At 32.4% G+C, this 23312-nt stretch carries 19 protein-coding genes; 11 read left to right on the top strand and 8 right to left on the bottom strand.

Annotated elements, in window-relative coordinates; all coding sequences use genetic code 11:
- Positions 1–41 precede the first annotated feature (41 nt).
- Complete coding sequence (locus tag AC2A1C_RS09865; RefSeq protein ID WP_484025542.1) at positions 42–2930, top strand: M16 family metallopeptidase; 2889 nt, start codon at positions 42–44, stop codon at positions 2928–2930.
- A 119-nt stretch (positions 2931–3049) separates the two neighbouring features.
- The gene (locus AC2A1C_RS09870) at positions 3050–4465 is read left to right on the top strand and encodes a hypothetical protein (protein WP_484025543.1); all 1416 of its coding nucleotides are present in this window, start codon (positions 3050–3052) and stop codon (positions 4463–4465) included.
- 81 nt (positions 4466–4546) lie between these two features.
- On the opposite strand, the gene AC2A1C_RS09875 is transcribed toward AC2A1C_RS09870, so the two are convergent.
- Entirely contained in the window at positions 4547–5425 is an 879-nt protein-coding gene (locus AC2A1C_RS09875) for a M23 family metallopeptidase (protein WP_484025544.1), read from the bottom strand.
- A 308-nt stretch (positions 5426–5733) separates the two neighbouring features.
- On the opposite strand from AC2A1C_RS09875, the gene AC2A1C_RS09880 reads away from it, so the two are divergent.
- From AC2A1C_RS09880 to AC2A1C_RS09915, 8 genes are all read left to right on the top strand, one after another.
- Positions 5734–6666, top strand: a complete 933-nt coding sequence (locus AC2A1C_RS09880) for an NAD(P)H-dependent glycerol-3-phosphate dehydrogenase (protein WP_484025561.1) — start codon at positions 5734–5736, stop codon at positions 6664–6666.
- Between the two features lie 130 nt (positions 6667–6796).
- The gene (gene trhA / locus AC2A1C_RS09885) at positions 6797–7453 is read left to right on the top strand and encodes a PAQR family membrane homeostasis protein TrhA (protein WP_484025545.1); all 657 of its coding nucleotides are present in this window, start codon (positions 6797–6799) and stop codon (positions 7451–7453) included.
- Positions 7454–7581: 128 nt separating this feature from the next.
- Complete coding sequence (gene mqo, locus AC2A1C_RS09890) at positions 7582–9087, top strand: malate dehydrogenase (quinone) (RefSeq protein ID WP_484025546.1); 1506 nt, start codon at positions 7582–7584, stop codon at positions 9085–9087.
- Between the two features lie 54 nt (positions 9088–9141).
- Positions 9142–9531: a hypothetical protein gene (locus tag AC2A1C_RS09895; RefSeq protein WP_484025547.1), complete on the top strand. Its 390-nt coding sequence runs from the start codon at positions 9142–9144 to the stop codon at positions 9529–9531.
- Positions 9532–9590: 59 nt separating this feature from the next.
- Positions 9591–10076: a GNAT family N-acetyltransferase gene (locus AC2A1C_RS09900; protein WP_484025548.1), complete on the top strand. Its 486-nt coding sequence runs from the start codon at positions 9591–9593 to the stop codon at positions 10074–10076.
- A 67-nt stretch (positions 10077–10143) separates the two neighbouring features.
- The gene (locus AC2A1C_RS09905; RefSeq protein WP_484025549.1) at positions 10144–10953 is read left to right on the top strand and encodes a glucose 1-dehydrogenase; all 810 of its coding nucleotides are present in this window, start codon (positions 10144–10146) and stop codon (positions 10951–10953) included.
- Positions 10954–10990: 37 nt separating this feature from the next.
- On the top strand, positions 10991–13621 hold the full coding sequence (locus AC2A1C_RS09910) for an MGH1-like glycoside hydrolase domain-containing protein (protein ID WP_484025550.1): 2631 nt from the start codon (positions 10991–10993) through the stop codon (positions 13619–13621).
- A 20-nt stretch (positions 13622–13641) separates the two neighbouring features.
- On the top strand, positions 13642–14442 hold the full coding sequence (locus tag AC2A1C_RS09915) for an alpha/beta fold hydrolase (protein ID WP_484025551.1): 801 nt from the start codon (positions 13642–13644) through the stop codon (positions 14440–14442).
- Positions 14443–14456: 14 nt separating this feature from the next.
- Here AC2A1C_RS09915 and AC2A1C_RS09920 read toward each other — a convergent pair whose 3' ends face one another.
- From AC2A1C_RS09920 to AC2A1C_RS09945, 6 genes are all read right to left on the bottom strand, one after another.
- Positions 14457–14603: a hypothetical protein gene (locus AC2A1C_RS09920; RefSeq protein WP_484025552.1), complete on the bottom strand. Its 147-nt coding sequence runs from the start codon at positions 14601–14603 to the stop codon at positions 14457–14459.
- Positions 14587–15174: an ATPase gene (locus tag AC2A1C_RS09925; RefSeq protein WP_484025553.1), complete on the bottom strand. Its 588-nt coding sequence runs from the start codon at positions 15172–15174 to the stop codon at positions 14587–14589. Before AC2A1C_RS09925 ends, AC2A1C_RS09920 begins: the two co-directional genes overlap by 17 nt.
- Before the next feature lie 42 nt (positions 15175–15216).
- The gene (gene mtaB, locus AC2A1C_RS09930; protein ID WP_484025554.1) at positions 15217–16569 is read right to left on the bottom strand and encodes a tRNA (N(6)-L-threonylcarbamoyladenosine(37)-C(2))-methylthiotransferase MtaB; all 1353 of its coding nucleotides are present in this window, start codon (positions 16567–16569) and stop codon (positions 15217–15219) included.
- Between the two features lie 134 nt (positions 16570–16703).
- Entirely contained in the window at positions 16704–18515 is a 1812-nt protein-coding gene (locus tag AC2A1C_RS09935; protein WP_484025555.1) for a leucine-rich repeat domain-containing protein, read from the bottom strand.
- A 347-nt stretch (positions 18516–18862) separates the two neighbouring features.
- Positions 18863–19246, bottom strand: a complete 384-nt coding sequence (locus tag AC2A1C_RS09940; RefSeq protein WP_484025556.1) for a T9SS type A sorting domain-containing protein — start codon at positions 19244–19246, stop codon at positions 18863–18865.
- A 705-nt stretch (positions 19247–19951) separates the two neighbouring features.
- On the bottom strand, positions 19952–20749 hold the full coding sequence (locus tag AC2A1C_RS09945; protein WP_484025557.1) for a hypothetical protein: 798 nt from the start codon (positions 20747–20749) through the stop codon (positions 19952–19954).
- 292 nt (positions 20750–21041) lie between these two features.
- On the opposite strand from AC2A1C_RS09945, the gene glgP reads away from it, so the two are divergent.
- On the top strand, positions 21042–22700 hold the full coding sequence (gene glgP, locus AC2A1C_RS09950) for an alpha-glucan family phosphorylase (RefSeq protein WP_484025558.1): 1659 nt from the start codon (positions 21042–21044) through the stop codon (positions 22698–22700).
- Positions 22701–23006: 306 nt separating this feature from the next.
- Here the strand turns inward: glgP and AC2A1C_RS09955 are convergent, their stop codons facing one another.
- Complete coding sequence (locus tag AC2A1C_RS09955) at positions 23007–23297, bottom strand: YtxH domain-containing protein (RefSeq protein WP_484025559.1); 291 nt, start codon at positions 23295–23297, stop codon at positions 23007–23009.
- Positions 23298–23312 lie beyond the last annotated feature (15 nt).

Raw genomic sequence — 23312 nt, forward strand, 5'->3', positions numbered from 1 at the left:
TTTTATGTTAATTTGCTTAGAAATTTCAATTTTGAAAGACAATGATTTCAGATAACTTAAACGAAACAAAATCCAAATATTATACAATTCAGCATACGGATAAGAACGGTTATGAATTCACCACTGTTTCCAGTGATGAAAATAATGTTCGTACCTATACTTTAAAAAACGGATTGAAAGTTTTTCTGGCTCAAAACTTTGATGCACCGAAAATCCAAACCTATATTCCCGTAAAAACAGGAAGTAACAATGATCCTTCTGATAACACCGGATTAGCTCATTATTTGGAACACATGATGTTTAAAGGAACTTCTAAAATCGGATCTTCTGATTGGGAAAAAGAAAAAGTTCTTTTGGATAAAATTTCTGACCTTTATGAATTTCATAAGGCGGAACAAGATCCTGAAAAGAAAAAAGAAATTTATAAAAAAATTGATGAAATTTCTCAGGAAGCCAGTCAGTTTGCTATTGCAAATGAATATGATAAGGTGATTTCTTCTCTTGGAGCAACAGGAACCAATGCACACACTTGGCTGGACGAAACCGTTTATAAAAATAATATTCCGAGCAATGAGTTGGAAAAATGGCTGAGAATTGAAAAAGAGCGTTTTTCAGAATTGGTTTTGAGGTTATTTCACACCGAATTGGAATCGGTTTATGAAGAATTCAACAGAGCTCAGGATAATGATGCACGTTTGGCAAATTATGCCTTGATGGAACTTTTGTTTCCGACGCATCAAAACGGACAGCAAACTACGCTCGGAAAAGCCGAACATCTTAAAAATCCTTCAATGGTTGCTATTCACAAATATTTTGATGAATATTATGTTCCGAATAATTACGCAATGGTTTTGGTGGGAGATCTTCAGTTTGATGAAACCATTCAGTTGGTGGACAAATATTTTGGAACTTTTGCGTATAAAGACCTTCCAAAGAAAACACCAATCGTAGAAAAGCCTATTTCAAAAATTATTACAAAAACCGTAAAAAGTCCAACCATTCCAAGAGCGCAAATTGCTTGGAGAACTGACAGCTACGGAACTAAGGAAGCCATGTTTGCGGATGTTATTGCCAATATTTTAAGCAACAAAGGCGAAGCCGGACTTTTGGATTTGAACATTAATCAAAAACAAAAATTGCTTTGGGCGCAAGCATTTTCCGTAGGTTTCAAAAATTACGGATACATTTCGGCAGTTGCCGTTCCGAAAGAAAATCAGACTTTAGATGAAGGAATTGAAATGGTTCTGGAAGAAATTGATCGTATCAAAAAAGGAGAATTTCCGGACTGGCTGATTCCTGCCATTATTAATGATTTTAAACTTCAACGTTTGAAAAGTTGGGAAACTGCAGATGGTCTTGCTACCACACTTTACGATTCATACATCAAAGGCAGAAGTTGGGAAAATGAGCTTAATGAAATGCCTCAATATGAAGAAATTACCAAAGATGAAATTGTGAATTTTGCACAGAATTTTTTCAAAGAAAATTATGTTGTTGTCTATAAAGAAAAAGGAATAAATGATAAACTCATCCGTGTAGAAAATCCTGGAATTACACCAATTAAGATTAATCGTGAGATGCAATCGGATTTTATGAAAGAAATTATTTCTGAAAAATCCGATGAAATATTACCGGAATTTATTAATTATCAAAGTGAAATTAAAACGGATGACAGTTCGGGTAAAAAAATAAGTTTCGTAAAAAATCAATACAACGATATTGCACAGGTGCATTATATTTTTCCTTTCGGAAGTGATCATGATAAGGAACTTGCATTTTCTACAATGGTTCTTCAGTATTTGGGAACGGATCGCTTTTCTTCTGAAGAGTTGAAGGAAGAATTTTATAAAATCGGAATTTCCAATGATTTTAAAACCACTCCGGATTCTCTTACTATTTCTCTTTCCGGATTGGAAGAAAATATTGTAAAGGGAATAGAACTTTTGCAACATTGGATGGATCATGCAAAACCGGATCAGGATATCTACGAGCAATATGTAGAAACGGTTCTCGAAAGTAGGGAAGCGGCAAAAAAAGACAAAACAAAAATAATGAACGCTTTGGTGAATTATGCCAAATTCGGAGCGTTTTCCAGAACCACAGATGTCATTTCCAAAGAAAGACTAAAAGAAATTCAATGTCTGGAACTTACAGATAAGATCAGCAAAATTTTTAATCATCCTTATGAAATTTTCTTTTACGGAAGATATTTTGATGCTTTTAAGAAAGGAGCTGAACCATTTATAAAACCTGAAATTTTCAAAATTCCGGAATCTACTCTCTATCCTGAACCTGAAATGGAGGGAAAAGTGTATTTTATCAATTATGATATGGTGCAAATGGAGATGAACAAGGTTGCAAAAAGCCAAAGTGTGGATGTAAATGATTTCGGGAAAATAAATGTTTTTAATGAATATTTTGGAAGAGGATTGTCATCCATAGTTTTTCAGGAAATTCGGGAAAGTAAGAGTTTGGCATATTCTGCTTATGTTTCGTATGAGGCAAATTCAAAGTTCGGACATCCGGATTATGTATCGGCTTACATAGGAACTCAGCCGGATAAATTAATGATTGCTGTAGATACAATGTCTGAACTAATGTCTGAACTTCCACGAGTTGAAATTCAATTTGAAAATTCAAAAAATGCAGCTTTAAAGCAAATAGCTTCCGGAAGAATAAAAAGAACTAATGTTTTTTTTAATTACCAAAATCTGAAAAAATTGAATGTACATCACGATATACGAAAAGATATGTATGAAGAAATTAAAGGACTTTCGTTTGAAAAACTTGCAGAGTTTTATGATTCTAAAATAAAACCTTTGTCGTTCAATACTGCAATTATTGGGAAGAAGGAAAATCTCGATCAAAAAGCTGTAGAAAAAATGGGGCAATTTCAGGAGATAGAGCTTAAAGATATTTTTGGATATTGAGGCAATGTTTTTTTATTTATAAATTATTTTTAGTAAAAGTAATAATATGCTGTTTTATTGCAATAAATATGGTGTAAAAGAGTTATAAAAATGTATAACTATGAAGAGTTAATTGTAAGGTGAATTTACGGTTTGTTTTTTTATTAATTTCATGTGTTTTATTTGCGCAAGATCCGGTTACATTCAGTAATGATCGATTTAGCGGAATAAGTGGAGTTGGTTTTTCTCCAACGCAGCCTTTTTTTAATGAAAATCCGTGGGATGCTAATATTTTTGCAGAAGATATTTTTGTACAGAATGACTATGCCTATATCTCGCAACAAAGTGTTTTGGGATTGCAAAATGCAGACATACAAACAGCCAGTATTAAAGAGGGAGTTTTAGGAACCAATACACCTAATGTTCTTGATTTTTATAACAATGATTATGGAACGTATCATTTAAGTTCTGATGTTTTAGGGCCATCCGTTTCGTGGTCTATGAATATCAGGAAAAAAAAATACACTTTCGGAGTATTTACAAGATTGAGAACTCAAGGTTCTGTTGTAAAACTAGATAATTATTTTAAATATACTAATCAGGGGGTTATAGCTCCTGACTTATATCGTTTAAAGCCTTTTAAAACCAATTTTATGAATTGGGGAGAAGTTGGTATTAATTTGGCTACAGAATTATTTCCAAATTCTGATTATCATTGGGTTTTAGGGGCTAATCTAAAATATGAACTCGGTTTTGATGCGGTAAATGTAAATAATATAGATGCTGCTAAAATCCTTAGAATACCTGGTATTGATGGCGCTTCCGAAAAATATCTGATTTCCAATTATAATATAGAAGCGTCTTATGCTACTTCTTATGATTTTAATAAAAGAAAATACAGCCCGGATCCTAAAGGAAAAGGATTTGGAGTTGATTTGGGACTTGCTTTTGTAGATAAAAATTCAAAAGAAGATGTTTATAATTTTAAAATGACGTTTAATATTCTTGATATTGGATATATTAATTTTAATGGTGAAAAACATCTTTTGAATGGAAAAACCTTTGATTACAATAGTATTGAGAATAGCAAAATTAAAGATCCGAAACATTTTTTTCAAATCATCAGCCAAGAGATTTATGGAAATCCCAATGCTTCATTAGTAGGAGATCGTTTTAAAATAGGGCTTCCTACAAGTCTTCATTTCGGATTGAGTAAAAAAGTAGGGGAGAATCGGTTTATTAACTTCGATATGGTACAAAGAACTCCCATTTTTGAGAATAGCTTAAAACGTTCCAACATTGCCAATGTATCTTATTCTGTTCAGAAAAGAGGAATCGGTTATGGAGTTTCCACTTCTTTGTATGAGTATAAAGATTTGCAATTTGGTGGATATCTGAGAGTTGGGCCTTTGGTTTTAGGTAGCGAAAACCTCTTTCCGTTGCTGTTTAAGCAAAAAAAATTGCATGCAGCTGATTTCTATATTGCTTTGAAAATTTATCCTTTCTGGGATGATGATTTAGCGAGAAGAAGGAGAAGCAAATGCAATTGTGATTAAACCAAATAGAACTTGATAAAAAAATTGCTCATAATTCGGTAGTTGATTATGAGCAATAATAATATTTCAGTAATTAAAGTTTTAAATATCCATGAATAATTTAGGATTCACAGGAGTATTATTTTTGTGAACTTCGTAATGGAGATGTGGTCCCGTTGAACGACCTGTGTTTCCGGATTTTGCAATTACTTGTCCAACTTTTACCGATTCATTTGCTTTTACAAGAAGCTGAGAAAGATGTCCGTAGAGAGTGGCTAATCCATTTCCGTGAGAAACAATTACACAATTTCCGTAGCCACCTTTCACGCCGGAAAATAGTACCGTTCCTGCAGCTGCTGCACGAACATCGGAACCATAAGCTACCGCAATATCCAAACCTTTATGAAATTGCATCTGATCTTGTTCGGCTGGTGCTTTGTTTTCCTCTTTTACAACTTTTTTTTCAGCAATAGGATTTCCTAAACTGTCTACTTTTGCCGCTTCAGGTTTTAAAGGTTTTGAAGAAGCCATAAGTACAGTTCGGAAAGGAATCGGATTTTTACGAGTACCGAAATTGGAGGAAATATAACCATCAGTTGGTAAACCTAAAGGAACTTGCTGAAGTTTTTTTTCTAAATCTACAAGATACTGACTGTAACGATTGCTTTGTTTTGCTAAATAGACAGCATCAGAAAGACTATCCTGATCCAGAAAATGAAGATGCTCATCTACAATGTTTTTTGAAACAAGGAAATTATTCAGGTCTCTCACTGTATGATCCACAAGGTTCAGATCATTTTTCATTTTTAGATAATCAATACTGTCTTTTTGAGTGTTGATTTTCACCAGATTTACCTCGTAATTTTTTTCATCTTTTTCAGCATAAAGTTTGGCGATTATTACTGCTTGTCCTGCAACTAAAAATAATAAAACACCAAGTAAAGTAGTTGTGTTCTTTCGGTTATTCAAAAACTTCTTCATTTTTTAAATATTTTTTTTCAAAAGAGTTTGCAAATTTATTAAAAAGAATTAATTATGGATTCTTAAAACGGCTATAACCTGGTATTTTGTCATAATTTTTTGTTAAACTTTTCATAATTTTTTAGCAATCAATGAAACAGGATTCTTATTTCCTTGCTGTTTAATATATTTGTAAATATTCCTTAACTATGGCCAAAAAGAAAACAAAATCAGAAACAAAAGTTTCAAAATCGGATGAAAAGAATATAAAACCATCTGTTTCTGTGGGAGTTGTTGGAAGCGGAAGTTTTGCAACAGCAATCGTGAAAATGCTCATGGAAAATAATAAACTCGTCCATTGGTGCGTCCGTAATGAGTTTGTAAAGGGAGCTATTGAACTTCGTGGCCATAATCCAACCTATCTTACAGCTGTTCATTTTAACCTGAAAAAATTAAAAATTACAACGGATATCAATGAGTTGGTTTCCGAGTGTGATGTTATTGTTTTAGCTACGCCGTCCATATATTTATCCGATGCTTTGGAAAAGATGACGTGCGATTATACAGGTAAAATTTTCGTTTCGGCTATTAAAGGGATTGTTCCGAAAGTGAACGATGTGGTTGCTCATTATTTACGGGATGAATTTAAAATAGGGTTTAAAAATCAGGCTGTGATTGCAGGTCCTTGTCATGCGGAAGAAGTAGCAATGGAGCGTCTTTCATACCTCACAGTCGCTGCTGGAGAAGAAAATATTTCTAAAATTATGAAGGATTTGCTCAATTCCGATTTTATCAATGTACATTGTAGTATGGATATTCTTGGAAATGAATATGGAGCGATCCTAAAAAATATTTATGCGATAGGAGCCGGAATTGCAAGCGGATTAGGATATGGAGATAATTTTACCGCTGTTTTTGTAAGTAATGCAATTCGGGAAATGGAAACTTTCCTTGATGGTATTTATAAAGCTCCGCGAGATGTGAATGCAAGCGCATATTTAGGAGATTTGCTGGTTACAGCTTATTCGTTGTTTTCAAGAAACAGAAGTTTAGGAAATTTAATTGGAAAAGGATATACTGTAAAATCAGCTATTCAGTCTATGAATATGGTTGCAGAAGGTTATTATGCAGCAGATTCTATCTATAATACTTCTAAAGAAAAAAATATGAATACCCCGATTATTGATACCATTTATCGTATTCTTTATGAAGGGAAAAATGCTGAGAAACAATTTCAAAAACTTACTGCCATTCTCAATTAATTGTGCAATATTGAATTTGAAAAGATTAAATTGGATGCATATTGAAAAGATTAAATTGAATGCATAGCAAAATTCAATTTTTGATATAATTTTCAGAAGGTTTCCTACGTTTATTATTTAATTTAACGAAATGGAGAAACCGGAAAAATATCAAATTCATACCTATTCTTTTCTTGAGGAGCAATTGAATATTTGGTCTCATTTTGCAGGGATCATTTTTAGTGTGATTGCTTTGGTTTTGTTATTGCTGAAAGCGTTTGAAATTGATGATTTTTGGATTTATGTAAGTTTCCCTGTTTATGGAATCAGTATGCTTGTTTTATATCTTGCATCCACATTATATCATAGTTCCAAAAAACCGAGAATACGGTATTGGCTCAATATTTTCGATCATGCTTCCATTTATCTTTTTATAGCGGGAAGTTACACTCCTTTTGTTTTGGTTACTTTGAAGGGAATGGAAGGTTGGACTATTTTTTCAATAGTCTGGAGCATTGCTGTGATTGGTATTATTTTCAAAATATTTTTTACAGGAAAATTTAATATTATTTCTACCATTTTATATGTTTTGATGGGCTGGATCATCATATTCAGTTTTCGAAGTCTTATTCAAAATTTGAATTTCGAGGGATTAGTATGGCTTATTTCTGGAGGAATTGCTTATACTGTCGGAGCTGTTTTTTATAGCATAAACAAACTAAAACTCAATCATTCCATATTTCACTTTTTTGTTCTTTTAGGTTCTGTTTGTCATTTTTTGTCGATTTATTTATATGTAAATCCTTGATTTTTTGATGCATAACTTTTTGTTTTAAAAATTTTAAAATTTTTAAGAATTTAAACAGCAAAAATTAACTCATATCATTAGACTTTTCCATTTGCATTCCCGAAATTTGTCAGGTAAATTTATTATTCATGCCTAAATTTTTAACGGATAGAACACCAAAACCCTATTATGATGTAGTTTTGATTGGAGGAGGAATCATGAGTACTACATTGGCTACTTTGCTTCATGAGCTGGAGCCTAAACTGGAAATTGCAATTTTTGAAAGACTCGGAAGATTTGCCAAAGAAAGTTCGGCAGCTTGGAACAATGCAGGAACGGGACATTCAGCATTTTGTGAGCTTAATTATACCCCTGAAAAACAAAACGGAAGTATTGATATTTGCAAAGCTGAAAAAATTGCTGAACAATTCGAGATTTCAAAACAATTCTGGGCATATCTTATTGACAAAGGATATATTAATCAGCCGAAAGATTTTGTGAATTCTTGTCCACACATGAGTTTGGTTTTTGGTGAAAAAGATGCAGACTATCTAAAAAGAAGATATGAAGCTCTCACTAAATCCACACTTTTTGAAGGAATGGAATTTTCTACCAACCATGAGAAACTAAAAGAATGGATTCCTTTGGTGATGAGCAAAAGAAAGGAAAATGAAGTAATGGCAGCCACAAAAATGGATTTGGGAACGGATGTGAATTTTGGGACACTTACCCGCAAAATGGGGCGTTTTCTTGCGGAAGACTCCAATGTGGAAGTTTTTCTATACCATGAAGCGAAAGATATTGAAAGCAACGGAGAAGGAAAATGGAAAATTGAAATTAAAGACCGTATCAATAATCATAAACAACAAGTAAAAGCCGGATTTTTATTTATCGGAGCTGGAGGTTATGCACTTCCCTTATTGGAAAGTTCCGATATTTCCGAATGTGAAGGTTATGGAGGTTTCCCTGTTTCCGGAGAATGGCTGGTTTCCACTAATCAGGAAATAGTAGAAAAACATCATGCAAAAGTGTATACACAAGCATCTATAGATGCACCACCAATGTCGGTTCCGCATTTGGATTTAAGGATTATTGATGGTAAAAAAGCGCTTCTTTTCGGGCCGTTTGCCGGTTTTTCTACCAAATTTTTGAAAGAAGGAAGCTACCTTGATTTACCAGAAAGTGTTAATTTCAAAAATATACGTTCACTTTTCGGAGCTTGGTGGCATAATTTACCATTAACAAAATATCTCATTCAGCAGGTTACGATGAATAAATCTCAAAGAATGGGAGCTTTGCGGGAATTTATAAAAGATGCTAAAGAAGAAGACTGGGAGCTGAAAGTAGCGGGACAGCGTGTTCAGATCATTAAAAAAGATCCAAAAGAAGGCGGAAAATTAGAATTCGGAACAGAAGTAGTGGTGAATCGTTCAGGTACATTAGCTTCTTTGCTTGGAGCTTCTCCGGGAGCTTCTACTGCCGTTTCTGCAATGCTTGAAGTTTTGGAAAAGTGTTTTCCTGAAAAGATGGAAAACGAATGGAAAAATAAGTTGAAAGAAATGCTTCCCACTTATAGACAAAAACTGGCAAATAATCCCCAGCTTGTAAAAGAAATCAGAAATTATACGAAAGAAAAATTGGAACTTGAATACTGAATTAATAATCAATATCTATAATTTCTGAAATCGTTTTATCTTCAAAAAGAAAAGATGACTACAATAGTAAAGCCTAAAATTGCGGAAGAAGTACTGGAAATGCTACAACCTGAAACTCTTGAAGAAAAACAGGTAATTGTGCATTGCTGTTTTCCGGCTTCTCCTTTTTTTGGAAGTCTGATTAGAATTTGGGCATCCACTTATCTTATTGATGAAAGTTTGGGACATAAAAGTCAGTTGATCCATGCAGAAAACATTTCTTTATTTCCGTATTGGACGGAAGTTTCACCAATGAAAGATTATTGGTTTACGCTTGTATTTTCGGGTCTTCCAAAAGAGTGCAAAAAATTTGATTTGAAAGAAGTGATTCCGGAAGAGGGTGGTTTTTTTGTAAAGGATATAAAGCGAAATTCTACAGATGTGTATCGGATAAAAATTTCGTAAAATGAATACCCAGTTTTGATTTGGTTTAACGAATGAAACGAAAAAAAATATACTAAAAAATGATTAGCCTGCAATTGTATAAACCAACCGATTTGGAAGAACTGAATTATCAGCTTGATGAAGTTCAGGCGCAATTTACTTCTTCCGCAGCTTTGGCTCTTGAAAAAATCAAGGAAAGAAATGATTTAGGAGATTTTCAGGCTTTTCCGATTACAATTTTTGAAGATGAAAAACCCGTCGGTTTTTTTGTGTTGGATTTTGGAAATGATAAATTGGAGCTTACTGAAAACGAGAAAAGTGTTTTGGTTCGTTCGCTTTCCATTAATCCAAAATTTCAGGGAAAAGGAATCGGAACTCTTTCGATGAAGCAAATTCCGGAATTTCTAAGCCAAAATAATTTTCCTGAAACTGAAGAAATTGTACTTGCTGTAAACGATAAAAATATTTTTGCCTATCATATTTATCTGAAAGCAGGATATGAAGATCATGGCAAAACGCGGAAATGGAGAGATGGCTTTCAACACTTGCTTTCCATGAAAATTTAAGAAAATTTTAATTCTTTTTTTAATCATTCTCCATTCTCTTCTTTTAAATTTGATTTAAAATTAAAATATGGAGATATCATTAAATAATCAGGTTGCCATTATTACAGGTGCTTCCAGTGGAATTGGGGCAGGAATTGCAAAATCTATGGCAGCTTCCGGAGCAATAGTGGTTATTAATTATCCTTTTGAAGGAGCTTTGGAACAGGCAAATGCTGTTTTGAAGGAAATTACAGATTCCGGAGGAAAGGGAATTGTTTATCAATGTGATGTTTCCAAAGAAGATCAGGTGGTGAAAATGTTTCAGGATGTGGTTTCACAATTCGGAACAGTAGATATTTTGGTAAATAATGCAGGAATCCAGAAAGATGCAAAATTTACAGAAATGACACTCGATCAATGGAATGCTGTAATTGGAGTGAATCTTACCGGTCAGTTTCTTTGTGCAAGGGAAGCTATTAAAGAGTTTTTACGAAGAGGAATTGATACTTCCCGTTCTATCGCTTGCGGAAAAATTATTCATATAAGTTCTGTTCACGAAATTATTCCTTGGGCTAGACATGCCAATTATACTGCAAGTAAAGGCGCAATCCGAATGCTGATGCAAACCCTTGCTCAGGAATATGGTATTGATAAAATTCGTGTAAATTCTATTTGTCCGGGAGCGATTCAGACTCCAATTAATCAGAATGCATGGAACACACCCGAAGCTTTGAATTCACTTCTTACATTGATTCCATATAACAGAATTGGGCAACCTCAGGATATTGGAAATCTTGCTGTTTTTCTTGCAAGTGATGCATCAGATTATATTACAGGAGCAAGTATTTTTATTGATGGAGCAATGACTACATTTGAGAGTTTTTCGACAGGGGGATAATTTTTGGAGGATATGTTACATTCAAAATAAAAAAATTATGTCAGCAGAGAAAGAAAGACTTCCGGACATTTCATGGAAAAAATGGGGGTCTTATGTCAGTAATCGTGAATGGGGACTTGTACGTGAAGATTATAGTGCAAATGGTGATGCATGGAATTATATCACTCATGATTCAGCCGAAGCCAAAACATACAGATGGGGAGAAGAAGGAATTTGTGGAATATGTGATGATATGCAAAGATTGGTTTTTTCCGTAGGCTTTTGGAATAAAAAGGATAAAATGGTGAAAGAACGATTTTTTGGTTTAACAAATGGACAAGGAAATCATGGAGAAGATGTGAAAGAATATTTTTATTATCTGGATTCCACACCAACTCATTCTTACATGAAAATGCTGTACAAATATCCTCAAAATGCTTTTCCGTATGAAGATTTAATAAAACAAAATGCAATAAGAAGTCGTGAAGAACCGGAATATGAACTGATTGATACCGGAATTTTTGATCAGAATGAGTACTTTGATATTTTTATTGAATATGCTAAAGAAAATCAGAATGATATTTTGGTGAAACTTACCATTGTCAATAAATCTGAAAAATCAGCTCCATTAATTGTCCTTCCTACAATTTGGTTTAGAAACACATGGAGATGGGGATATGATAATTATAAACCACAACTTAATTCGGATGAATCAAAACAGATAAAAATAAGCCATAAAGATTTAGAAATCAAGAATCTTTATGCTGAAAATTCTTCGAAAGTATTGTTTTGTGATAATGAATCGAATGATGTTCGTCTTTATCAGGCTCCAAATTTTGGACATTTTTGTAAGGATGGAATTAATGATTTTATTATTAATGGAAATTCTGCATCAGTAAATTCGAAAAATATCGGAACAAAAGCTTCTTTTTTGATAGATGAAAATTTTGAAGCTAAGGAGACGAAAATTTTTAAATTTCGATTATCAGATAAAGATTTGATAAATCCGTTTGAACATTTTGATACCATTTTTAATGAACGAATTAATGAAGCTGACGAATTTTATGCAAAAATTCAGGAAGGTATTGAAAATGATGATGAAAAACTGATTCAAAGACAGGCTTTTGCAGGAATGCTCTGGAACAAAATGTTTTATCATTACAATGTTGAAAAATGGCTAAAAGGAGATCCTGCTGAAATACAACCAGCCATATCCAGAGCAAAAATCCGAAATTTTGAATGGAAACATCTCAATAATATGCATATCATTTCTATGCCAGATAAATGGGAATATCCTTGGTATGCAACTTGGGATCTTGCTTTCCACACTTTAAGTTTTGCATTGATAGACCCAGATTTTGCAAAACATCAGCTTAAGCTTTTCACTTTTGAATGGTATATGCATCCAAACGGACAACTTCCGGCTTACGAATGGAATTTCAGTGATGTTAATCCGCCCGTTCACGCTTGGGCAGTTTTCCGTATTTTTAAAATGGATGAACATTTGAAAGGCAAACCGGATTTGGAATTTTTAGAAACTGTTTTTCAAAAATTACTACTGAATTTTACTTGGTGGGTAAATAAAAAGGACAAAAACGGGAACAATATTTTTGAGGGTGGATTTTTAGGATTGGACAACATCGGAGTTTTTGACAGAAGTGCTGTACTTCCAAATGGAGAGCAATTAGAACAATCCGACGGAACAAGTTGGATGGCGATGTATGCGCTTAATATGTTACGGATAGCTTTAGAATTGGCTCAATATAATAGCATCTATGAAGAAATGGCCACGAAATTTTTTGAACATTTTCTGGCAATCGCAGATTCTCTCGATAACATGGGTGATGAAAATTTTAGTCTTTGGGATGAAGAAGATGAATTTTTTTATGATGCTCTTACTTCCAGTGATGGAACACACATGTATCTCAGAATGAGAACAATTGTAGGACTTATTCCTATGTTTGCAGTAGAAGTGATTGATGATGAAATGATCGAAAACCTTCCTAAATTTAAAGAAAGAATGGATTGGGTTCTGAAAAATAAGCCTGAACTTGCTGCTCTTGTTTCGCATTGGGATGTAAAAGGGAATGATTCTAAGCATTTACTTTCATTATTGAGAGGTCATCGATTAAAAAGACTTCTTCACAGAATGTTGAATCCTGATGAATTTTTAAGTGAATTTGGGGTTCGTGCTTTGTCTAAAGAATATGAAAAAAATCCATATACTTTGAATTTAAATGGAATGGACTATGTAGTGAAATATACACCTGCAGAAAGTGATAGCGGACTTTTTGGTGGAAACAGCAATTGGCGTGGATCAATTTGGTTTCCTATTAATTTTTTAATTATTGAAAGTCTACAACGTTTTTTCTTTTATTACAGCCCGGATTTTCTTGTAGAATATCCTACCGGTAGCGGAAATTTTTCCAATCTTGATGAGATTGCCAATTCTTTGGGAAAACGATTAAGCAAAATTTTCTTGAAGGATGAAAATGGAAAACGACCTTTTAATGGTCAATACAAAAGATTTCAGGAGGATCCTGATTTTCGAGATTATATTTTATTTTACGAATATTTTCATGGAGACAATGGACGTGGAGTAGGAGCTTCACATCAAACCGGATGGACGGGCTTAATTGCTAAAATTTTGCAACCAAGATTTTCTCAAAAGAAAATTCTATCAAATTAATTTTATTACTTTAGAAAGTTATGAAAATAAAACTGTTTTTATCTTTATTGTTTGCTTGTTCTTTTCTGTTTTCTCAAACCGTTCAATATGGTAATAATCCTAAAAATGGAAAATATTATCAAGTAAACGGAATTAGATTGTATTGCGAAATTTATGGAGAAGGAGAGCCTATTCTTTTTCTTCATGGAAATGGAGGCAGTATTGAAGCCTTCAAACAAAATATTCCTTATTTTGAGAAAAAATATAAAATAATTGCAGTAGACAGTCGTGCACAAGGGAAATCTGTAGATGAAAAAGATAGCCTTAGTTTTGAAATGATGTCCGATGATTTTTCAGTGTTATTGGATCAACTCAAAATAAAATCCTGCAATATTATTGGTTGGAGCGATGGTGGAATTATAGCATTAGTAATGGCACTTCGACATCCCGAAAAAGTGAAAAAAATGGCTATAACCGGAGCCAATATTTTTCCGGATGTTTCTGCTTTTGTAGGAAATGAATTTGAGCAAATGCAAAAATATTACAATGAAAATAAAAAGAAAGACCATTCCAAACAACCTGAAAAAAACGGATGGAAATTATTTATGCTGGATTATTTGCAGCCTCAATTAAAATTTTCTGATTTGAATTCCATAAAAAGCCCGACATTGGTGATTGCAGGAGACAAAGACTTAATCAGTTTGGAACATACATTGAAAATTTATCAGAATATTCCGAATTCCCAACTTTGGATAGTTCCGAATTCCAGCCATGGAACTTTGATTGAACATTCGGATGATTTTAATACAACAGTAGATAGATTTTTTTCTTCAGAAAAATAGAAATTAAACCTAATTTAGGGTTTTATCTTTATGATTTTATTTTCTCTGATTATTACTATTTCGCTATTGTTTTTTCGTTTGAATTCCAGCATTTTTTCATACGTTTTTTCAAGACCTTTTATAATTTTATTTCGTATTTCTATTTTAGCTTCTTTTGTCATGATAATTTTTTAATTCGTTAAATTTTTTCTCATTATGAATGATAATTTCTTCATATAGCATTTTTTCGGCAATCAGTTTATGCTTTCCCTCTGAATTATCAAAAATTAATACCTGATCCACAATAGAAATATATATATCGAATAAATTATATATTCCATTCAAATATCTTCTTTCTATAACATTTTCTGGAATGTTATGGCCTCCTTCCTTAACTCTAATTTTTACACGTTCTTTTGCTAATTCAGGATTTTTAAGCCAAAAAAAAACTAAAGTTGTATTATATCCATTTCGTTTTGCTTTTAAAATTTTTTGTTTATAAGTTTTTGTTGCTAAAGTCGTTTCAAACGCAAAATTATCTTTACTTTCAAAAAGTTCATCAATTCTTTTTAGCATTATTCTACCTGCTTCAAAAGCTACCTTTTCAGGTTGAAAAGGAGATAGTCCTTTTGCAATTTCATCAGCATTTACAAACTCTTTACAATCAAGGATTTCTGGTAAAATTGTAAAAGACGCAGTCGTTTTCCCAGCTCCATTGCAACCTGCAATTATGTAAAGATTTTTCTCATCCATATCAGCAAATTTATGGATATTTCTATTACTATTAGTTAATGATTAATAAACTTTCGCTAGAAAATTTTCAAAGGCAGGAATAATAGAAACCGTTCCGTCTGATTCGATTTTGTTTAAAGTAACAAGCTCAATCTCATTGATGGAGTTTTCATCAAAAGGTTTTTGAACACGAACATAATTTTCGGTAAATCCGAACATCATTCCGTTTTTATCTTCATGCTCCCAAAGTACGGGAAGCGTTTTCCCAAGTTGCGTTTCATAAAAAGCCATTTTCTTTTTTTCGGAAAGAATACGGAGCATTTTGTTGCGTTTTTTTCTTTCGGAAATTGGTACAATTCCTTCCATTTCCACAGCTTCTGTATTTTCCCTTTCGGAATAAGTGAAAACGTGCAAATAAGAAATTGGAAGCTCATTCAGGTAATTATATGTTTCCAAGAATTTTTCTTCGGTTTCTCCCGGAAATCCCACAATTACATCCACACCAATGGCGGAATCGGGCATCACTTCACGGATTTTAGAAACTCTGTCGGAATATAATTTGGTAAGGTAACGGCGCTTCATTTTTTTCAGAAGATCATCGCTTCCGCTTTGCAACGGAATATGAAAATGCGGAACGAAACTTCTGGATTTTGAAACTAATTCTATACTTTCGTCTTTCAATAAATTTGGTTCGATGGAAGAGATGCGGATTCTTTCGATTCCGTCCACTTTGTCCAATTCTTTAATTAAATCTAAAAAAGTATGTTCATGTCTTTTATTACCGAATTCACCTTTTCCGTAATCACCAATATTTACACCAGTCAGAACAATTTCTTTGATGTTTTTTTCAGAAATTTCTCTGGCATTTTTCAAAACATTTTCAATAGTATCAGAACGCGAAATTCCTCTTGCTAAAGGAATTGTGCAATAGGTACATTTATAATCACAACCATCCTGAACTTTCAGAAAAGCTCTGGTTCTGTCGCCAATAGAATAACTTCCGATAAAAAAATCGGCTTCTTCAATTTCGCAGGAATGAACAATGCCTTCATTTTCAGATTTTTGGAGATCATCCAGATAACTCAAAATATTAAATTTTTCCTTTGCTCCCAAAACCAAATCCACACCTTCTATTTGCGAAATTTCTTCAGGTTTTAGCTGTGCATAACATCCGACAATCACCACCAAACCATCAGGATTGGCTTTCATAGCACGTTTTACGTGAAGTTTACATTCTCGATCTGCATTTTCCGTAACAGAACAAGTATTGATTACATAAACATTTGCTTTTTCATCAAAATTTACTTTTTCATAACCTGCTTCTGTCAATTGTCTTGCAATAGTGGAAGTTTCCGAAAAGTTCAGTTTGCAGCCAAGTGTATGATATGCAGCGGTTTTGGTAAGAATTGACTTCATAAATAAACTGCAAATTTACGGAAAATTTAGTGATATGATTATTTGATAATTTAATACGAACCTTTTTCCTTTATTTCAATAAAAAACTACCTTGTTTCTCAAAGCGGATTATTTATCTATAAGATTTTGATGACTTAGTTTACTATAATAGTTTTCGTTGTCTTTCCATTATTGGTAATTATTTCTAAATAATAGGTTCTATTGGCAAAATTACTTACATCTATTTTGTCCTTTTGTATAGTTTTCACCAATCGTCCTTCAACAGTATAAATATTGATTTGTTTAAGTTTGTTTGTAGCAGGTAATTTTACAAATACATTTTCGGAGGCAGGATTGGGATAAATCATTACATCTTTTGAAATATTGATCGATTTTGTACCGAGCATATTCATGAAATTTTGCCAAACAGGTGCAGCCTGATAAGCTGACAAACTATTAGTTGGGACTATAAGAGGAATATTAGAAATGTTAACATTTAAAAAAGTAAATTGATTAATAGGAACCGGATTTATTGGTAGAGCCGTTACCAAACTTAGCCCAGTACAATTAGAAAAAGCAGAATACTTAATCCAACCTACAGATTCAGGTATTGTGAGTGAGGCTAATATTTTACAGTTCCTAAAAGCATATTCTCCAATCGTTATCAAGGAATTAGATAACGTGAGAGAAGTTAATCCGGTACAGTTTTCAAAAGTTTTATTTCCAATCTCAGTCACAGAATCAGGTATTGTGACCAAAGTTAATGCTGTACAATTAGAAAAAACAGAATTCCCGATCTTCGTCAAGGAATTAGATAACGTGAGAGAAGTTAATTTGCTACAGGATTGAAAAGCAGCATCCCCAATTGTGGTTACCGAATCAGAGATGTTGAGAGAAATTATTCCTGTACAAAATTCAAAAGCACTCTCTCCAATTGTCTTTACGGAATTAGGTATGTTGAGAGATGTTAATCCAGAACAAAAACTAAAAGTTTTGTTTCCAATTTCAGTCACGGAATCAGGTAATGTGATAGAAGTTAATCCTTTGCAACCTTGAAAAGCATTTTCTTCAATCGTAATTACTGAATTTGGTATTGTAACCGATGTTAATTTTTTACATTGGGCAAAAGTAGAGGGTAAAATTGTAGAGATTGAATTAGGTATTATTACTGAAGTTAATTCGCCACAAAAAGCAAAAGCACTAACTCCAATGTAAGTCACTGAATTTGGTAAAGTGACCGACGTTAATCCGCTGCAAAAGTAAAAAGCTTCATTACCAATCTCGTTTACTGAATTTGGTATCGTTATTGATGTTAATCCAGTGCAACCTGAAAAAGCGCTAATTCCAATCGTCTTCAAAGAATTTGATAACGTTACGGAGGTTAATCCAGTACAACCTATAAAAGCCGAACTGTAAATTTCGGTCACGGAATCAGGTAATGTAATAGAAGTTAATCCTTTGCAACCTTGAAAAGCATTTTCTTTAATAGTAATCACTGAATTAGGTATCGTAACTGAAGTTAATCCTGTACATTCCCCAAAAGTAATTCGCGGAATCGTCGTCAAAGAGTTAGATAATGTGACCGAAGTTAGTCCAGAACATCCTCTAAAAACACTTTGTCCCATAACAGTTACTGAATTTGGTATAGTGATGGAAGTTAATCCTGTACAATCTTCAAAACTAGATGCTGAAATTATAGTTACTGAATTTGGTATGATGACTGAAGTTAATTGGGTAGAATTATAAAAAGCCTGATACCCTATTTTAGTCACACTATAATTTTGAGAATTATATATTACGTTAGCGGGTATGTTGGCAGCTCCCATAAAACCTACATTTCCTGCCACCTCCACTTGAAAAGTCGCAGCATTGGTAACCCTATATTCAATTCCTTCGAAAGTGAAAGTTTGAGCGATGGCAAGTGTTGATAAGAATAACGCAAAATAAATAAATATCTTCTTTTTCATAATTAATAATTCCGTAGGATTAATAAAAAATCTAATGTGCAATATTACATAATTTTCTGTATGAAAAAATAATTTTTCTCTTATAAAATGATTTTTAAACAAACAATTTACTATATTAAATGGAGTTGTATGGTAATTTCTATGGTATTATGATATGTGATTATAGCACTTGTTTTTTTGCTTCCGAATTCTCATTTTATCAATCTGTTTTGTAATACTAAAATTGTTTGATGAAAAGGTCTTTCATTTTGAAGCATAAAATTTTTAAGAGAATCTAAATGAATCTATTTTATAATTGTCCTGTTTTCACCCAGATTTTTGAATTGAAAGATTTTATAAAAAGAAATCTATTTTTTAATTATTTTCTTGGTTAAAACTTTATTTTCTTTTGAAGAATATAATTTTATTAAATAGTTTCCTGTAGTAAGTTTTGATAAATTTATTTTTTCAGATGGATTTTTTTTTGAAATAATTAATTTACCACTAAAATCAAATATTTCTATTTTATCGAGATCCTCGTTCTTTAGTATTAAAAAATCCGTTATAGGGTTTGGATAAAATTCATAATTTAACTCATTAATTTCACTAGTTGACAAAGAAGAACAATTTGAAAAAATTGAAATTATTGCATCTTTATCAGCAGACCCTTCAATATTTTCCCATAAATTAGTTGTTGCATTAAGATATTTTACTGGGGTTCCATCGATCATTAATCCACTTGAAACAATCATTTTTTTATAATCGGCTATAAACTGACCCCAGTTTGGAATAGTTAATTTAAAACCAAACCATATTTTTTTTGCAGTAATGGTCGAAGAAATCGGTGCTAAAGTTTGTAATGGGATATTTATTGTGCGTCTTTCAGTTGTATTTGTAAAGTAAACGAGCGAAGAAGTAACAAGTAATGGATATGAATTTATTAATGTTCCAGGTTGACCATTATTGTCTTCATAAAGATAGACTATTGCACCTGTTATGTCCCCGTGACTCCGAAAAATTATATCAAATTCAGCACTTTCTAAATTGATTGTTGTTTGAGGTTCAATATTGAAATCAATCGCAAAAATATTTGGATCTTTGGAAGTAATTCCATTTAATTCACTTGGAGTATATACATAATCACAAGAATAATTTTGTGAAAGAGAAAAAGCTGAATTTAGAAATAATAGAAGATAAATTATTTTTTTTCATTTTTTAATATTTTTATCAAAATTAAAAAAAAACCTACATAATTATACAATATCTTTATTAGTATGAATATTATCAATCACTTGCTACCAAATAAATTATTAAGGTTCAACTGCATTTACTGAAAATCTTGAAATAATTATTGGATGAGATATTATTCTGTGGATTCTATCCTTCTAAAATTAGTTATATATCGGAATTTTTCCAAATTTTAAAATGGAATTTTTATAAATATTGAAATTCAAAAACTATTTAATATTCGTCATACTTCCGCAAAGATTTTCCAGATGAAAAATTTTGTGAAATGGGGAATTTATTTTTTCCAGATCTTCTTTGTTTTGAATGAAAGTATAGCGTGAAGCAATGGAATTCATATCCGAAACAATGACAAGCCAACATTCGTCTACATTGTGGTCATAGTAAGGATATTTTTCATTTTTTTTGTGAATGAGTTCTATGATTTTTTCAGAAGACAACCCGTCGAACAAATCCATTGTATAATCATGGGTAATAAAAACATTTCTGCGATGGGGAGATTTGCGTACTTTTTTTACAAAACCGTAAGGTTTGTTTCGAATAATAGATTTTCGAATATTTTGGATAAGTTCGTTTTTTTTGGTTTGAAGATCGTGAATGGTAATGCTATGAAATTCCAAAAAATAAACACCACGAAATTTCGCAGTGTTTTCTTCTTCCAAAAGCATTTCGGTTTCTCTGAAAATTTTATTTAAGATGCATTCTATTTTTTTAATTTCAAGATGATTGATTACTTCTGTTAGCTCTATTCCAATAGTTTTGTTGTCTACTTTAGCAATAAAATCGGGGCTTTCGCAGGTAAGGCTTTCAAACTGTATATCGGGAAAATGATGAAGAAAAGAATTAAGTAAAAGTATTTCAGATTTTTTCTTGTATTTTTCCCTCTCATGGAGCGAGGAACGGTCTATTTCACGATGATACTTTTCTATCGGCTTTTTCTTCAAATGCCGATTAAGGTAATATAGTGAAAGACTCTTCACCAAATCTTCATCAGAAAATATCTTTTTCATAATATGAAAGATTTGATTATCAAAAAATTATGATTTAAAATTAGTGAAAAATAGTTTACAAAAACAAGATTTTTTTAAAATTAATGTTGAATTAATATTTTTCAAGGTTTTCAATACTAATAAACTTACCAAATGAAAATCAGAATTGTATGAAAGAGCAATCTTTGTTGAAGGAAATTTTGGATATTTAAATAAAATAATCTGTCTCTGTGGATAATAATTTTATAATTGAAATTAATAAAGTTTAAAAATTGTTAAATTTGGCACTTCAAAATTTAAAAGAAATTAAAAAATGGATTTTAAAAACTTTAAGATGCCTTATAGCATCAACCCTGAATATTCTACAAAAACAGCTTATTTTTCAATGGAATTTGCTATTGATCAGGCTCTGAAAATCTATTCGGGAGGATTAGGATTTTTGGCAGGTTCTCACATGAGAAGTGCTTATAACTTAAAGCAAGATTTGGTAGGAATCGGGATTTTATGGAAATTCGGATATTACGATCAGGCAAGAAATCACGATCAGACGTTGCAACCAACATGGACTAAAAAAATATACAGTTTTCTGGAAGATACAGGTATTAAGTTCCAGATCGAAATACATAGTGCTCCGGTTTGGGTAAAAGTTTGGTATTTGGATCCGGAAATTTTCAATACGGCACCTATGTTTTTTCTTTCTACAGACGTTCCGGAAAATGATCATATTTCCAAAACGATCTGCCATCGTCTTTATGATGCTAATGAAGCTACAAAACTGGCGCAATATATTTTACTCGGAAAAGGTGGAGCAAAACTGTTGGATGAAATGAATTTTGAAAGAGATATCTATCATCTTAATGAAGCTCATGGTCTTCCTGCTGCATTCTATCTTTTGAGAAAATTTGGAGGAAAACTGGAAAAAGTAAAAGAGAAATTAGTTTTCACAACACATACACCGGAAGAAGCCGGAAATGAGAAGCATAACATCAGACTTTGTTATGATATGTCTTATTTCTGCGGACTTTCTATTGATGAAGTGAAGACGATTGAAGGTGTTCAGGATGATCGTTTCAATCATTCGCTTTGTGCTTTGAAGATGTCAAAAATTGCAAATGGAGTATCCAAACTTCATGGTGTGGTTTCTAATGAAATGTGGAGCAGATATCCGGGAATTTGCGAAATAAAATCCATTACAAATGCTCAGGAATATAAGTATTGGGCAGATCATCCTCTTTACAATTTTAAAGAAAGTAATGATGATGCGGCTTTCGATCACCGTAAAAAGCATGTAAAGAAAAGACTATTCAAGACAGTTGCAGATCAATGTGGAAAATTGTTTGATGCCAATGTGTTTACGATAGTTTGGGCAAGACGTTTTGCTGGATATAAAAGAGCTGATCTTTTGCTTCAGGATAAAGATAGATTTGACAGATTGTTGAACAACCCAAAATATCCGGTTCAGATTATTTGGGCAGGAAAACCATATCCAATGGATTATTCTGCAATTTCAATTTTCAATTCTTTGGTGGAAGAAAGTAAAACAAGAAAAAATATGGCTGTTCTTACAGGTTATGAATTGTCATTAAGTAAATTGTTAAAACAAGGTTCTGATCTTTGGCTAAATAATCCGAGAGTACCAAGAGAGGCTTCCGGAACTTCTGGAATGACGGCAGCTATGAATGGATCTGTCAATTTTTCTACCGATGATGGTTGGATTCCGGAATTTGCAAAACATGGAAAAAATTCTTTCGTAGTTCCAAAATGCGATTATGAAAAAATGAGTATTTATGAACAGGATAATTATGATCTGAATAAGCTCTATGAACTTTTGGAAAATGAAATTCTTCCGACTTATTATGAAAAACCGGATGAATGGAGAAATATTATGAAGTTGGCAATGGATGATGTGAAAGTAGACTTTAATAGCGATAGAATGGCCGATGAATATTATAAATTGGTTTATCATTCATAAAAAAATAAAAAACTGCTTTCCACAAGAAAGCAGTTTTTTGTATAATCTGATTTGTGTTTTTTAACTTTTTTTATATTCCCGGTATAGTGTAAGTATCAATATAACTACTCCCAGTAAAAAAATCAAATGTATAGTGGATCCTATACTAAAAATAATGTACCCTAAAAACCAAGCAAGAAATAGTATTCCCACTAAATAATATAAATTCATCACTTCCAAAATGTAAACAAATTTACGTATATATTGATTTTTGTTAATTATAAAATTCAGGGGATATGTTTCAAATTTTCCATTTTAATATCTGTTTTATAGTTTTCTTTTAATCATATTCTTCAGTAGAAATGGAAGTATGATACTTGTAATATTGGCAATTGCCTGTCTATGTTCAACAGCAAAAGAAAATGCTTTTTCTGAAATATTTTCTTTGAAAATTCCTCTTTTTTCCTGAAATTTTTCTTCTGCAGTTTTTGCTATTTTTCGTGTTTTATCTTTAATGGATTTTTTCATTTTCCTGCCTCTTTCTGTACAGAAAAGAAATGTTGCTATTCCTGCTAAAGCTGCAAGTGTACCACCGATTATTTTTCCTGAATTCTTCATTAGATATTCGTTTTA

The sequence above is a fragment of the Chryseobacterium sp. HNCC26DJ241 genome (genome assembly GCF_057180505.1).